At 38.2% G+C, this 15150-nt stretch carries 15 protein-coding genes; 9 read left to right on the top strand and 6 right to left on the bottom strand.

The features are described from left to right. Positions 1 to 1776: tRNA uridine-5-carboxymethylaminomethyl(34) synthesis enzyme MnmG (gene mnmG / locus ACKPEB_RS20230; RefSeq protein ID WP_408966797.1), on the top strand; the 1776-nt coding region annotated here is incomplete at its 5' end. Positions 1777 to 1939: 163 nt separating this feature from the next. Here mnmG and ACKPEB_RS20225 read toward each other — a convergent pair. Then, positions 1940 to 2818 (bottom strand): hypothetical protein, encoded by an 879-nt coding sequence (locus tag ACKPEB_RS20225; protein WP_408966796.1) that lies wholly within the window; start codon positions 2816 to 2818, stop codon positions 1940 to 1942. A 74-nt stretch (positions 2819 to 2892) separates the two neighbouring features. After that, positions 2893 to 3495, bottom strand: a complete 603-nt coding sequence (locus tag ACKPEB_RS20220) for a DUF1517 domain-containing protein (RefSeq protein WP_408966795.1) — start codon at positions 3493 to 3495, stop codon at positions 2893 to 2895. A 116-nt stretch (positions 3496 to 3611) separates the two neighbouring features. On the opposite strand from ACKPEB_RS20220, the gene ACKPEB_RS20215 reads away from it, so the two are divergent. From ACKPEB_RS20215 to hetL, 3 genes are all read left to right on the top strand, one after another. Continuing rightward, positions 3612 to 5045, top strand: a complete 1434-nt coding sequence (locus tag ACKPEB_RS20215; RefSeq protein WP_408966794.1) for an MFS transporter — start codon at positions 3612 to 3614, stop codon at positions 5043 to 5045. A 177-nt stretch (positions 5046 to 5222) separates the two neighbouring features. Then, positions 5223 to 5618: an ArsR/SmtB family transcription factor gene (locus ACKPEB_RS20210; RefSeq protein WP_408966793.1), complete on the top strand. Its 396-nt coding sequence runs from the start codon at positions 5223 to 5225 to the stop codon at positions 5616 to 5618. Positions 5619 to 5651: 33 nt separating this feature from the next. Further along, positions 5652 to 6395, top strand: a complete 744-nt coding sequence (gene hetL / locus ACKPEB_RS20205) for a heterocyst differentiation pentapeptide repeat protein HetL (RefSeq protein WP_408966792.1) — start codon at positions 5652 to 5654, stop codon at positions 6393 to 6395. Between the two features lie 400 nt (positions 6396 to 6795). Here the strand turns inward: hetL and ACKPEB_RS20200 are convergent, their stop codons facing one another. After that, on the bottom strand, positions 6796 to 6999 hold the full coding sequence (locus ACKPEB_RS20200) for a hypothetical protein (protein WP_408966791.1): 204 nt from the start codon (positions 6997 to 6999) through the stop codon (positions 6796 to 6798). A 577-nt stretch (positions 7000 to 7576) separates the two neighbouring features. On the opposite strand from ACKPEB_RS20200, the gene ACKPEB_RS20195 reads away from it, so the two are divergent. From ACKPEB_RS20195 to ACKPEB_RS20185, 3 genes are all read left to right on the top strand, one after another. Then, complete coding sequence (locus ACKPEB_RS20195; RefSeq protein WP_408966790.1) at positions 7577 to 7981, top strand: hypothetical protein; 405 nt, start codon at positions 7577 to 7579, stop codon at positions 7979 to 7981. A 50-nt stretch (positions 7982 to 8031) separates the two neighbouring features. After that, on the top strand, positions 8032 to 9090 hold the full coding sequence (locus ACKPEB_RS20190; RefSeq protein ID WP_408966789.1) for a YgfZ/GcvT domain-containing protein: 1059 nt from the start codon (positions 8032 to 8034) through the stop codon (positions 9088 to 9090). 168 nt (positions 9091 to 9258) lie between these two features. After that, positions 9259 to 9801 carry a Uma2 family endonuclease gene (locus tag ACKPEB_RS20185; protein WP_408966788.1) on the top strand — a complete coding sequence of 181 codons (543 nt, stop codon included), beginning with the start codon at positions 9259 to 9261 and terminating at the stop codon, positions 9799 to 9801. Positions 9802 to 10040: 239 nt separating this feature from the next. Here the strand turns inward: ACKPEB_RS20185 and hemJ are convergent, their stop codons facing one another. The 3 genes from hemJ to ACKPEB_RS20170 all read right to left on the bottom strand — a co-directional run bounded on the left by hemJ (position 10041) and on the right by ACKPEB_RS20170 (position 12747). Continuing rightward, entirely contained in the window at positions 10041 to 10595 is a 555-nt protein-coding gene (hemJ, locus tag ACKPEB_RS20180; RefSeq protein WP_408966787.1) for a protoporphyrinogen oxidase HemJ, read from the bottom strand. Between the two features lie 69 nt (positions 10596 to 10664). Beyond that, positions 10665 to 12050: an oxygen-independent coproporphyrinogen III oxidase gene (hemN, locus tag ACKPEB_RS20175; RefSeq protein WP_408966786.1), complete on the bottom strand. Its 1386-nt coding sequence runs from the start codon at positions 12048 to 12050 to the stop codon at positions 10665 to 10667. Positions 12051 to 12099: 49 nt separating this feature from the next. Further along, positions 12100 to 12747 (bottom strand): heme oxygenase (biliverdin-producing), encoded by a 648-nt coding sequence (locus ACKPEB_RS20170; RefSeq protein WP_408966785.1) that lies wholly within the window; start codon positions 12745 to 12747, stop codon positions 12100 to 12102. Positions 12748 to 12975: 228 nt separating this feature from the next. On the opposite strand from ACKPEB_RS20170, the gene acsF reads away from it, so the two are divergent. Both acsF and ACKPEB_RS20160 read left to right on the top strand, forming a co-directional pair. Further along, positions 12976 to 14052, top strand: a complete 1077-nt coding sequence (acsF, locus tag ACKPEB_RS20165; RefSeq protein ID WP_408966784.1) for a magnesium-protoporphyrin IX monomethyl ester (oxidative) cyclase — start codon at positions 12976 to 12978, stop codon at positions 14050 to 14052. Positions 14053 to 14558: 506 nt separating this feature from the next. Beyond that, complete coding sequence (locus ACKPEB_RS20160) at positions 14559 to 15128, top strand: PadR family transcriptional regulator (RefSeq protein ID WP_408966783.1); 570 nt, start codon at positions 14559 to 14561, stop codon at positions 15126 to 15128. The last annotated feature ends 22 nt before the right edge of the window (positions 15129 to 15150 follow it).

Below are 15150 nucleotides of genomic sequence, written 5' to 3'. Positions count from 1 at the left end.
GGTGGCCCTGCTAAGTCCCAACTCGTCCATGAAGTCGATGCTTTGGGGGGGGAAATTGGCAAAATGGCCGACCGTACCTATTTGCAAAAACGGGTACTGAATATTTCTCGTGGCCCTGCGGTGTGGGCTTTACGGGCTCAAACGGATAAACGGGAATACGCCGCCGTGATGAAAAATATTATTGAAAATCAGGATAATTTGACTGTCCGAGAAGGGATGGTAACGGATTTAATTTTAGGTAAAAATGATGAAATTATTGGGGTACAAACTTATTTTGGAGTTGCCTTTAAATGCAAAGCGGTTATTTTAACAACGGGTACATTTTTAGGCGGAATAATTTGGGTTGGGAATAAATCGATGGCGGCGGGACGAGCGGGAGAATTTGCGGCTATTGGGTTAACAGAAACCCTCAACCGTTTAGGGTTTGAAACAGGACGATTAAAAACTGGAACTCCGGCGCGAGTCGATAAACGGTCTGTAGATTATTCAAAATTAGAACCGCAACCCGGAGATACAGAAGTGCGCTGGTTTAGTTTCGACCCAGAAGTACAAATTGAACGGGAACAAATGTGTTGTCATTTGACTCGAACGACGCCAGAAACTCACCGAATTATTCGAGAAAATTTGCATTTATCTCCCGTTTATGGCGGTTGGGTGGATGCGAAGGGCCCCCGTTATTGTCCGAGTATTGAAGATAAAATTGTGCGGTTTGCGGATAAGGAAAGTCATCAAATTTTTATTGAACCGGAAGGTCGAGATATTCCTGAGTTGTATATTCAAGGATTTTCGACGGGTTTACCAGAAACATTACAATTACAAATGTTACGAAGTCTTCCGGGGTTAGAACATTGTACGATGTTGCGTCCAGCCTATGCGGTGGAATACGATTATTTACCTGCAACTCAATGTTATCCTACGTTGATGACGAAGAAAATTGAGGGGCTATTTTGTGCCGGACAAATTAATGGCACAACGGGCTATGAAGAAGCGGCAGCGCAAGGTTTTATTGCGGGTATTAATGCGGTGAGATTGGTTAAACATCAAGAAATGATTGTATTTCCCCGTGAACAAAGTTATATCGGAACCTTAATTGATGATTTGTGTACCAAAGATTTACGAGAACCTTATCGAATGTTAACCAGTCGGTCGGAATATCGGTTATTATTACGGTCTGATAATGCCGATGAACGGTTAACGCCTTTGGGTCGAGAAATTGGGTTAATTGATGACCGTCGCTGGGAATTATTCCAACGGAAACAAGAAAATATTATTGCTGAAAAAGAACGGTTATATTCGACTCGAATTAAAGAAAATGATGAGGTAGGAATTTCGATTACGAATGATACCCAACAAAAAATTAAAGGGTCGATTACCTTAGCAGATTTGTTGCGTCGTCCAGGGTTTCATTACGTTGATTTAGAACGGTATAATTTAGGCAACTCTAACCTCAACCCAATCGAAAAAGAAGGTGCAGAAATTGAGATTAAATATTCAGGATATCTGCAACGCCAACAAAACCAAATTGACCAAATAAGTCGCCAATCCAATCGAGCGTTACCGGAAGATTTGGACTACATGAAAATTGAAACGTTGTCGATGGAAGCACGAGAAAAGTTAATGAAAGTTAAACCCTTAACACTAGGTCAAGCGTCGAGAATTGGTGGGGTTAATCCGGCTGATATTAATGCGTTGTTGATTTATTTAGAAGTCCGAAATCGTCAGCAACCTATGATAGTAGGGAACACTTCGACAGGCTCAGTGCTGCGCAGGGAATAGGGAGGAAAAAAGTTCTCTTTTAGCATCAATCTATGTTCTAACTGCTGGGCGTGGTTGCTATAATTCTTAGTGAAACTGAGGAATAAAAAAGAGATAAAAAAATGAACCCTGAAGGGTTCACTTGCCTTTAGGCGAGAAACCTGACGGGGTTCACAACGAAATTTTAACGGCGTCTTCTGCTTCCTGTTCCAAAGGAGGAACGACTGCGGGAACCTGTACCAAAACTGGGTTTGCGTTGTTGAGTTGAACCTTTATTGGGGTTGGAACGCAAATCCGTTGCTCCAAAGCCTGAACCCGTTGAGCGACTGGAATTCGGGGATGTACGGCGATTAACGGAGGAATTCGGGTTGGAGCGGATATTTCCGGTGGTGCGTAAGGTGGTGCGATTTTTTACCGCCGGAGGAGTGGTATTGTAACGGGTACGATATTGATTAACCGCTTGGTCATAACTGGAACCATAACCACCATAGCCGACTAACGCGCTTCCGGGTTGATACACCGGAGGCACATAATAACGGGGAGCAAATAAACTATTGGCAATGGCACTACCCGCAAAGGAAGCCGCAAAGGGTGTCCAGAAACTTGATTCTTGACGGACAACAATGGTTTGGGGTTGACCTGTGGCGGGGTCGGGTTGAGTTTCTGTTACATTATGAACGTATTCAATGCGGAAATCCGGCGTTAAATACAAAATAGGTTGACTATTACTAATATTTAACTGGCTTTTTTCTCCCGCTTTGATTTGCTCATCAGTTAACTGCGCCATCTGTAAATTTGTGGTTTGATAGGTGGAAGATTTACCCGCAGGAGTATTTAACAACATTAGGGTATATGACCCATCCACATCATTATATTGCGCTTGTTGAACGGGATATTGACCCTCTGTAACTTGATTTTTGGGTGCTGATACCACTGACGTTGATTGTTGTGACATGGAGGAAGTGGTGGAACTTCCACAAGCAACGGTTGTCCAACAAAAGGTGAAGGAAATCAACAGAATTAAAACTTTTTTCCACATAAATTGATTCGCTTTTGTCAACATGAATTTGCTCCAGTTTTTGTTAAACACCGTGTTGTCATGACTGCTATAATCGTTAGGAAAACCGATCTTATTGTTTACAGGGGAACCAATTCAGGAAAATTCTGTAACAATTGATCTCCGTTTAATTCATCCCCTAAACGAGCCGGGGAAAAATGAACTTGAATGCCTCTGAGTCTATGTTGATAGTGAAGATTAATGATCGCTTTTAACCCTTCCTTCATGGCTTCAACACTAGATAAATCTGTTTCTAAATCGGGAACTTCCCCTTCTGCTACTATTGTAATCATGACCACTAAATTTCGAGTCATGGGTAACGATAAAGGTTGATGCTCATCGACCGAGTGAGAGAAATCCGGTTGACTCAAATAGCGTTGGCCAGAGTCGGTGAACAGTTCGTTAAAATACTCCGCCGCTTCTCCCTCATTCCAAATCACATCTCCTTCATTGGAAGCGGACAGCCAGTAAATGTCATACTGAAGCAGACTTTGGCAAATATCCACTAAGGCTTCCCCAGTCACTTCCAAGTCTCCCTCTGCGTCAATGGCAGTCCTAGCGGCTTGGTTGAGTACCCCCAATAGAGGTGCGACCTCTGCACCGCCTAAATGCAGAAATACACGACAGACGACAAATCGGGTTTTTCCGATCATGCGATTAAAGCGATCGCCTAAAGCAGCCATAATTGGATCACTCCCAAATCATTCTTGCTATTAATTAGGATATCGTTTTAGGCTATCCTGTTGTCAGCCATCGGTTCTGGATTGAAAGATGGCAATCATCTTTGATATTAATTTTTATGCACTCAAGCCCTTCTTCAACGCTTCCCCCGCCTAAAAAACTGAATTTTTGGACAAAATTAGCCTTTGGTGCAGGAGATTTAGGCCCCGCAATTACGGCAAATATTTCTGTGTTTTTTGTTCTGGTTTTTCTGACGAATGTTGCGGGTTTACCTGCGGGATTAGCAGGAAGTGTATTAATGGTGGGGAAAATTTGGGATGCAATTAATGATCCAATTGTTGGGGTTTTAAGCGATCGCACGGTTCACCCTTGGGGACGTCGTTATCCTTGGATGGTTTTTGGGGCAATTCCCTTTGGAATTTTATTTTTTTTACAATGGATTGTTCCAGGTAATAACACCTCATTTCTATTTTGGTATTATGTGATCATTGCCATTCTTTTTAATACGGCTTACACCGTTGTTAATTTACCTTATACCGCTTTAACCCCTGAATTAACCACAGATTATAACGAACGAACCAGCCTCAATAGTTTTCGATTTGCTTTCTCCATCGGGGGGAGTATTTTTTCTTTAATATTAGCTCAAATTATTTTTAGTTTTTTTCCCAATAATCCCTATGAACGCTATGGAGTTTTAGGTGCTATTTGTGGGATTTTATCTGTTATTCCGCTTTTTTGGTGTTTTTTAGGAACTCGTCATCAAGTTTTATCTGGGCAGTCTGGAGAGGTTGATGAGGATGATTCCGTTAATTTACCCGTTGCTGAACAAATTAAAATCGCTTTTAGTAATCGACCGTTTCTATTAGTAATTGGAATTTATCTTTGTTCCTGGTTAGGCGTTCAATTAACCGCTTCTATTTTGCCGTATTTTGTGGTGAATTGGATGCAACTTCCTGAAGCGACTTTTCCCCAAGTGGCGATCGCGGTTCAAGGAACAGCGTTAGTGATGTTATTTGTCTGGAATTTAGTGAGTCAACGCTATGGAAAAAAAGTAGTTTATTTTATGGGAATGGGGTTATGGATTATTACCCAAGCCGGTTTATTTTTCCTACAACCCGGACAAATTAGTTTAATGTATATTCTAGCAATTTTAGCTGGATGTGGCGTAGCAACGGCTTACTTAGTGCCTTGGTCAATGATTCCTGATGTAATTGATTTAGATGAATTAAATACTGGACAACGACGAGAAGGTGTTTTTTATTCGTTTATGGTGTTATTACAAAAAATTGGATTAGCCATTGGTTTATTTCTTGTGGGACAAGCATTAGAAATGGCTGGGTTTATTTCCACTATTCCAGGTCAACCCGCACCCATACAACCCGACTCCGCTTTGTTCGCCATTCGGTTGGCGATTGGCCCTTTACCCACTCTTGTGCTGATGATTGGGATGGTTTTTGCCTATTTATATCCTATTACTCAAGAAGTTCATGCAGATATTTTGTTGAGACTCACGGAGCGAGAAAACAACGAGAACTTGGATGAGAATCCGTAATTAGTTATCAGTTATTAATCTGAATTTAAGAACTGATAAGTTTAGGATATAGATCTTGATCTAGTTATATTTTTTTATTAGATTCAAGACTTGCTCAGGGATCATTGTTTTAAATTTATTAAACAATATGGTAATATAGTAAAAAAGTTGTATCAACATCGCCATTGAGTTCCCACAATGACAAACACCACTTTAAAATCCGTGCAACCGACTTCAAACTGCGACTATTTACAGTTATCTCCAGCCGCCTTAGCGTTAATGGCAGATTTTTTTAAAGTGTTATCGGAAGTCAGCCGATTACAAATTGTTTGTTGTTTAAAATCTGGAGCTAAAAATGTCACCCAAATTATTGAAGCCACCGGGTTAGGACAGGCAAATGTGTCTAAACATTTAAAAGTATTAGCTCAAGCTGGAATTGTAACCCGGACTCAACAAGGGGTTAGCGTTTATTATGAAATTACAAATCCTTTTTTATTTGAAGTCTGTGATTTAGTCTGTGAATCTTTAGTGGCTCAAATGCAGCAACAAAATCAACAGTTAGAACAACTCCGAGCGTTAAAAACTGCTGTTTAGCGTTGGTTATTACCCCTTGTACTTAATATTATTATGAATGTCGATGAATTTCTCCGAAGATATGCAGCCGCCGAACGCAACTTTCCTGATATTGATTTATCGTCCGTTGATTTACAAGAAGCCAATTTAGTCAATTTGAATCTGAGCCGAGCTAATTTGAGTTATGCGGATTTACGAGAAGCTAGATTAGGGAAAGCCAAGCTAACTAAAGCGAATCTATTTCGAGCCAATTTAAGTGAAACCATTCTCTGGGGTGCCGATTTAAGCGAAGCGAATTTACATCAAGCTGAGTTACGAGAAGCGGATTTAACAGGTGCAAAACTGATTAAAGCGTCGTTAGAAGAAAGCCAATTAATGAAAGCTTGTTTATCAGGATGTAATTTAAAAAATGCCAATCTTTCCCAAGCTATTCTATTTGAGGCTAATTTGCGTCCGAATCATAATCAACAAACGGATTTAAGCTATGCAATTCTAACCCAAGCCGATTTAAGTTATGCTAATTTTAGCGGGGCGATTTTACATCAAGCCAATTTAGAAAAAGCAAAGCTCTGTCACGCCATTTTTGGAGTTTCAGGTTTAGGACTTTTAAGCTCTGAACAAAGCTATCATACGACCTTGATTGAAGCTAATTTAAAAGGGGCTGATTTGAGTTATGCGGATTTAAGTGGAGCTAATTTATGCAATGCTGATTTGCGTGGAGCCGATTTAACCCGCACGATTTTAACAGATGCCAATCTCAATGGAGCAATTATGCCCGATGGGACAATTCATGATTAATTGTTGTTGAGCCTATCTTAAAAATTTAAAGGTTTATTATTAGGCTTTATCCCGATTTTCAAGACTCAAGCTTAACCCTAAATCCTTTGAGAAAACCCAACTCAAGATCACAGGGTAAAACTTCTGATGTTGTTTTTTATCTCAGGAGTTATATAAAACCCCCAATTTTTGCTAGATATTCTTCGTGGAGGAACTTAGGGAAGAATATCTGTAGCATCGATAATTAGATTTCATATTAGAAATCAGGGGAGCCAAATCAAAGCCATCATTGATAACCTAATTTTGACTTCAATTGCTATCAATCAACATCAGAAGTTTTTCAGTTTGTTAAATGTCTCGGAAAGCCACATCAAGAGATTGATTCTCTCACCATCAAATTCAACCTAATTAGGGTTAAAACTTAACTTAATGCCAGTTTAGCCAAACGTTGATTTCGCTCTTTAAAAAGGTTGAAAGCCTGACGCGCAGAAGGGTTAAGTTGACGATTAACCATTTCCAAGGAAAAATTAGGCATTTCTTGATGGCAAGAAGGACAGTACCAATAGACTCGGTTATGTTCAATATGACGTAGCATTGAAGAAGAGCAGCAAGGGCAGTCATTCATGGATATCATTCTCCTTATGAAAAAATTAAACAAGATGAACTCAAGATTACAGAGCAGAGATATAAACAAAGTCTTTTAAACAGGTTTTTGGATTCAACAATTAAGTCCTTACCGAGAAATCTGGAACAGATTGCATTGATGTTGTGATCAAAATTTGTGATTTGCTTAGTTCAATTGGTTCATTCTCGATTTGAATCAAGAGCATTTTCAACATTTCAGAAACTTTGAGTTTAAATTTAAGGCGAAAGATCAAGACTGAAGAAATTCTGAAGCCAACCTTAACGTTTTAAATTGATCCGGTCTTCATCATCCAACTTCAGCATTAAGCTTGACCTCCCGTTTTAGCTTCCATGATAAATTTTCTTCACTTGAGAGGCAAATTACATCTTCCTTTTGGGAGGTATTCGTAAACTTAGATCAGTTTATGAGTTAATCAGTCTGAACTTAGCTGACTTTCTTAAGTATTGTAACAATTTAGAATTCTCAACAGTTGAGTTGTGCCTACCTGATTTAAAAGAGATTTGGCACTTTCAACCTGAACTGAGACAATGAAGAAATCCATTGAAGATTCAAATCCATGAGACCTAAAATTAAAGATCAAATGGCTTGGCAGCAAGCTGAACTACTGATGCAGCCTGCTTTTATTCGTCTTCTTGACAACATCCGTCAACAATTAGATGAATCGAGTTGGACAGGAACCTATGAAGAAATCCAAGATCCCTTCCCAGGATATCGACTCAACCTACAGCATAATGGTCAACAAGTGAGTCTGGATATTTGGGAATTGTGTTATCAAATTTGTTTTCAAAACTATCAACCGACTCATGGGTCTCAAGAAAGTTTTGAAGTTGAAATTGATACCCACTTAATTGTTCAAGAAACCGGGGATGTTCATTGGCAAAATCTCGAATCTAAAACTCGTCAAATTATTGAAAATTTATTTGCAAACTTGCCCGATGCAGCCACCCATTTTCCCGCTTAATTGACTATAATCATCAATGTTGAAACCCTTTTAATCATCAAATGCAAACCATGACTTCAGACTTACAAAATTTACAAGCCGAGATGGGTGCTATTTTGGAAACCTCCAGTCTAGGCTCAGTCATTCCGATGAGTTTTAAAAATGATCCTGAAGCCATTGAAGCCACTCAAAAAAGTGTTGCTATCTATGATCGATCTCATTGGGGACTGTTAAAAATTTCTGGGGAAGACCGACTGCGATTTTTACATAATCAAAGTACCAATTCTATTCAGATTCTCAAACCCGGACAAGGTTGCGATACAGTATTTGTAACTTCAACGGCGAGAACCCTCGACCTAGCAACAGTATTAATCACAGAAGATACTATTCTGGTGTTAATTTCACCCAACCGTCATCAGCAGTTAATCCAGTGGTTAGATCGTTATATTTTTCCGATGGATCAAATCCAATTGCAGGATATTAGCAGCGATTATGCTATTTTTAATATTTTAGGCCCCAATAGTTCCAACCTTCTGAATCAGTTGGGTGTACAAGACCTTCAACAACAACCCTACGGCTGTCATCAAATATTAGAAATAGCGGGTTCATCCCTCCTTGTGGCGGTAGGAAGTGGTTTATCAACTGAGGGTTATACCTTGATTATTCCTACTTCTATTGCTGCATCGGTCTGGAAAATTTTAACTGAGAAAGGTGCTGTACCCTTGGGTGAAATTGTTTGGCAACATTTACGCATTCGCCAAGGTCGTCCCGTACCTGATGCGGAATTAACAGAAGATTACAATCCTTTGGAAGCGGGTTTATGGCAAACCCTATCCTTTGATAAAGGGTGTTACATTGGTCAAGAAACCATTGCTCGTCTTAATACTTATAAAGGGGTAAAACAACTGCTTTGGGGGTTGCGTTTAAGTGGGTCAGTTTCACCCGAAACACCGATTTATATTGATGAGGCTAAAGCTGGAAAATTAACCAGTTATACGAACCTCGATGGAGAACATTTTGGCTTAGGTTATATTCGCAAAAAAGCGGGTGGATTAGGTTCAAAAGTTAAGGTGGGTGACATAGAGGCAGAAGTGGTTAATGTTCCTTTTTTAAATCATCCGCCTCTATAGGATTGTGTTAAAAGGAAACAGTCTGACGGGGTACTTTCCCCGTTGAAATTTTGATCAAATCAAGGCTATATTTTTGATTTTAGTAGAGTGATAAGATTTGTGATCAAGCTCTAAAAAATGTTAGAATAAAAACAAGCAAGTTCTATAATAAAAATAAGTAATTCTGCCATGAAAACGTTAGCAAAATGGTCTGTAGAGGATTATCACCAGATGATTGATGCTGGAATTTTGCGTGATCGAAACGTTGAACTATTAACAGGTGAGATTGTTGAAATGAGCCCTGAAACTCCCATTCATTATTATACTGCTGAGGAAGGTACAGAATACTTACAAACTTTGTTAGCAAATCAAGCTCATGTTCGGTTTAATGGCCCCATTACCCTTTCTGACTCGGAACCTGAACCGGATATTGCCATTGTCCGACTTCCGAAGTCTATGTATAAAGATCATCATCCCTATGCTGAGGATATTTTTTGGATCATAGAAGTCGCTAAAAGTAGTTTAAAAAAAGATTTAGAATTAAAATTATCAATTTACGCTCAAGCTCAAATTCAAGAATATTGGGTTTTAGATTTATCCCAAAAACAATTAATCATCTTTCGAGAACCTGAAAATAACAGTTATTTGACTCAACAGACCTTAAATCAAGGGAACGTCAACCCTCTGGCTTTTCCCAATATTGAGATATCTGTTGAACGATTACTCAATTAAAGATTATAATAAGCTCTGATACAAAATGATTGGCACTGTCATTCTGAATAAAGTGATAGCGGAATGAAGAATCTGGTCATTATCAGTCGGCAACTTATTTTTTTTTACTGCTTATTAATAGCGGTTTTCTTCTTTTTTTAAAGATAAATTTATAAAAATAAAAGAACCACAATTTAATGAATGTGGCTCTTTTATTTAGGTTATCTTTACTTTATTAATAGTTGATTAATATTAGCTGACTAGCTAACAACTTGTTGTGTGTTTCTTTGGCGATGTAAGGCATAAAGTTGGAAGAAGATAATCATCCCTAAAACAAAACAACCGACAACGGCAATGGTTGTGTTAACTGGTAAATTATTTTTGAAGACCGCCAGCAACACAATCATTAATAAAAGAACCGTTGGAACTTCATTTAATCCTCGGAATTGTTGACTGGTGAACATAATTTTATTGGTGGCTAATTGTCGCATAATCCAACCACAATAAAAATGATAAGCAACTAAAAGCGCAACTAATCCTAACTTCAGATGCAGCCAGATATCTTTTAATAGACTGGGTTCTGTAATTAAAAGTGCGATCGCCATTGTTACAGTTACCACCATTCCTGGGGTTGTAATAATCCCATAAAGGCGTTTTTCCATCAATTGATATTGTTCTTTTAAAATGCTGCGAGCGGGTTCAGGTTTATCTTCAGCTTCAGCATGATAGACAAATAATCGCACCAGATAAAATAAACCCGCAAACCAGACAACAATTCCGATCAAATGAAAGGATTTAAACCAAAAATAAGCCATAGATCCAATGACAACCTAAAAATAAAGGTGGGCATAACCCACCTTAGCGGATTCTGGACAATCTGGCAATTAAATCGCCCTGGATAATCGTTGTTGCTGTTGAGCAGCAGTATGGGTATCAAACAAAAAGGCAATATTTCTTACTAACAGTCTGCCTAAGTTTGTCACTACAATCGAATCATAATTGGATTGAACTAACCCATCTGCAATTAATGGACTCATCCGCATTAATTCTTCAGCAAAGTAGGTATCAAAATCGAGATGATATTTAGATTCAATTTGAGATTTGTCTAAGTAGAAATTAGACATAATTTGCATAATCACATCTCGTCTGAGAACATCATCTCGGCTTAATTTAAACCCTTTGCTAACAGGTAAAATCCCTTGATCAATTGCTTGATAATACTCTTTTAAGCGTTTATAGTTTTGAGCATAGGTATCTTCTAACATACTAATAGAAGTTAACCCAAATCCATACAGTTCAGCTTCGGGTTTGGTTGTATAGCCTTGAAAATTCCGTTTTAAGGCTGAATTTTGTTGAGCGATCGCTAATTCATCATTAGGTTTTGCAAAGTGATCCATGCCAATAAATACATAACCTTGTTCGGTTAATTCTTGAATAGACATTTGCCAAATTTCTAATTTTTCATGGGGTTTCGGTAAAGCAAATTCAGGAATATTTTTCTGGACAGGTTTCATCCAGGGAACATAAGCAAAATTAAAAATTGCAATCCGAGCTGGATCGAGTTTAATCGTTTTTTGAATCGTTTCTTTAAAACTATGCAGCGTTTGAAAAGGTAAACCATAAATTAAGTCCACATTCACACTTTCAAACCCCGCATCTTTAATCCATTCCATCACATTAAACAGTAAAGATTCCGGTTGCACCCGATTCACTGCTTCTTGAACTTGAGGATTAAAATCTTGAATGCCAAAACTAATCCGATTAAACCCAATCTCTTTCAAGAAAAAGATATAGTTTTTATCAACATATCGAGGATTAATCTCAATAGAAATTTCGGCTTTATCAGCAAACTTAAAATGCTGGTTAATGTTTTCCCATAAGGAATCTACCTGTTCTAAAGATAAGTAATTCGGTGTTCCTCCGCCCCAGTGCAGTTGCGTTACTGGGCGACGAGTATCAATAAATTGGGAGGTAAAATCAATTTCTTTTGACAAATAATCAATATAGCTTTTTGCTGCATTTTTACTATTAGTAACAATCACATTACAGCCACAGAAATAACAAGCACTTTGACAAAAGGGGATATGGAAATAAAGCGATAAGGGCGATTGACGTTGATTGGATTCAGTGATAGCAAATTCCCAATCTAAGGAACTAAAGTCATCTTTTAATTCCGTTGCTGGGGGATAGCTTGTATAACGAGGAACTGCATTATCATATTTCTGAATTAAATCAAAATCAAACGCCACATTCGCTACCGAAAAAACCATTGATAGAGTCTCCTAAATCAGTTGTAATTGCAGATTATAAAAAAATGAATTAAACGGTTACTGGACTTTGGGTTTGTCCTAAATCTCTCAACATAGCAATATTGAGGGTAAAAGCGTTATTGGCTTCTACTACAATTTGATCTTGTAGTTCTTCATTCAAGATTAATTCATTTAATTTTTGACGATATTGGGTTTTAAATTCATTCACATCAGGAATTTGATCAAATTCATAGAAACAAATGCCTTGATGTTCTTCTAAATGAAAAATAGATTGGGCAATTTTCTTTAAGCTTTGACCCCCAGATAAATCACCCATGTAGCGAGTATAAGCATGAGCAATTAATAAAACGGGTTCGGTGGCAGACAGTTCACGCAGTCGGGAAACATAAGCTTGTGCGGCTGGAGACGGAGCAATATTATTTTGCCAATGATCTCCATAATAAAAGGTTAAGTCTTTTTCTAAATTGGCTTTGCGATTTAGTTCTGGACAATAAATTTTGCTAATAATGGGATGGGTTTGATGGCATTGCAATTCGGATTCTAATTGACGATAAACAAAGTATAAATTACTTAACAGTTGACAAAAAGAATCTCGACTCACACCCCCTGATAAAAAGTTTTTCATAAATCCGGTATGTTCCGCATTACTATGGGATTGTTGGGTTCCGAGTTTGAGTTTTTCAGCTAAGTTTGTCATGGTTTTATCAAGGGATTTAAGATGAAACTTCTCTGAAGACTTAACCCATTCCCAACAGAGGAAAACAAGGTTTTGTCTTCACTACTCGAATGAGTATATCACTATATCGCTGATTGGTTATATATTCTTTACAATTCTTTACAGGCAAAAAAAATAACCCAGGGTACTAGACAAAACCGGAGTCATATAGTTTAATAACTAATCAGTAATATTTAAGGACTCGCAGCGATGGTGAATACTGTCCAAAACCCCGGAACTCAAGAACTGCGCCCCGGTATTAAAAATCCTGTTAAAGAAACATTGCTAACTCCCCGCTTCTACACCACAGATTTTGAAGCGATGGCGAACCTAGACTTATCCGCCTATGAGGAAGAATTTTCAGCCGTTTTACAGGAATTACGGTCAGACTATAACCGTCATCATTTTGTTCGGGATGAAGAATTTGAACAAAGTTGGGAACAAATTGATGAGAGAACAAGGCTGGCATTTGTTGACTTTTTAGAACGGTCTTGTACGTCTGAATTTTCTGGATTTTTATTATTTAAAGAGTTATCCCGTCAACTTAAAGATCGCAATCCTGTGTTAGCAGAAGCCTTTCATTTATTAGCCAGAGATGAAGCGCGTCATGCTGGATTTATTAATAAAGCCATGTCGGATTTTAACTTATCCTTAGATTTAGGATATTTAACCAAAAACCGGACGTATACTTTCTTTAAACCGGAGTGGATTATTTATGCAGTTTATTTGTCCGAAAAAATTGGCTATTGGCGTTATATTACGGTTTTTCGCCATTTAGAAACTCATCCCGAACATCAATATTATCCCCTATTTCGTTATTTTGAAAGTTGGTGTCAAGATGAGAACCGACATGGAGATTTCTTTAAGGTTTTATTACGTTCTCAACCTCAAATGTGGCAAGGTTGGCAAGGCAGATTATGGGCTCGATTTTTCCTGTTAACCGTGTTTGCAACCCATACCTTAACCGTTGATGAACGGGCGGATTTCTATGAAACTTTAGGGTTAGATGCAAAAGAATATAATCGTCATGTTGTTCGCAAAACGAATGAAACCTCGTTAAGAGCATTTCCAGAAGTATTAGATACAGAACATCCCGAATTTTTCCGTAGACTAGAAAAATGTTCTGAGAATAATATGAAAAACCAAAAAATTGATGCCAGAAACCAACCGAAATGGGTTAAATTCTTATTGAAATTACCCTCTAACTGTTCAACGTTATGGAATTTATTTAGAATTTATATCACCAAACCCATTGATGCAGAAGCATTACGGGGAGAAGTCCATTAAGTTAAGCTTCTCAAGCGTTGTTCTTGGGTGAATCTAATATGAAATCCTGAAAAGAATGCTACAAAAGGCAATGGGGAATTACAAATTACGAATTACGAATTACGAATAGGGAAGCGGCACTTTTGCAATGGGCAATTTTTCTGCTTCACGCGCTCTCTAATTATCTGTAGCAAAGATTTAAGGATTTCATATAACCAATTATTCTTCCACGTCGTGATTAAACAGGTGATGTTCCTTGCTCTCTCTTGATTTCAAAAGGTGATCATCTGCTTTCGCTTCATCGTGGCGATAGATAAAGGGGATGGTGAGTTCCATACCCTAAAATAACCTTCTATGACCCTACTCGGTAAAATATTCCTAGTAGGGTTTTATAGTAGGAAGCAGAAGCCAGAACTCAGGAGATAGAAACACCCTGCTTGAAAATTGAGGCTTAAAGCGATGATTAATATCCTAACGTTCTGGGTAACTGCCGTAAAATGAACTGAATCAACTATCAATTTGATATAATGTTAGAACTATCCGCCTTGGGGCTATTACAGCGAGAACCTTTACATGGTTATCGACTGAAACAGCGACTGGAGTTGTTTCTCAGTAGTTCTATGAGTGTCAACTATGGAGCGATTTATCCTTTACTCAAACGTTTAGAAGATCGGGGTCACATCCAGGTCTTGCTAGAAGAGTCTGGGGATGCGGGAGTGAGTCGCAGAATTTATGCCATTACTCCGAGTGGCTGCATTCGTTGGCGGGAGAAAATGTTAGAACATCCTCAAGAAAGTTGGGTGAAAAGTCGCTCTCGATTTTTAGTCAAATATTTCTTTTTTGGGGATTTAGAGTCTTCAGAACGAATACAACTCATTGAAAATCGCTTAAGAGTTTGTCATCAACGACAAGCTTATTTAGAGAGTCAAGAAATGGGTAATTTGGTGACAGACTCTTTTCAAGCTGCTAGTTGGGAACGTGCAAAATCGATGCTTCAATCTGAAATGGAGTGGTTGTATCAATGTTTGGAAAAAGAAACGTTTTCTCATTGTACCTCTACCTCTGGAAAGATGTTGGGTGAATTTAACAAATTGTAACGTTTAGTTAAATTCTGAATTT

It is taken from the genome of Planktothrix sp. (assembly GCF_046067725.1).
Classification (GTDB): Bacteria; Cyanobacteriota; Cyanobacteriia; order Cyanobacteriales; family Microcoleaceae; genus Planktothrix.
The sequence above is the reverse complement of the archived record's forward strand: the minus strand, read 5'-3'. Positions and strand labels throughout refer to the sequence as shown.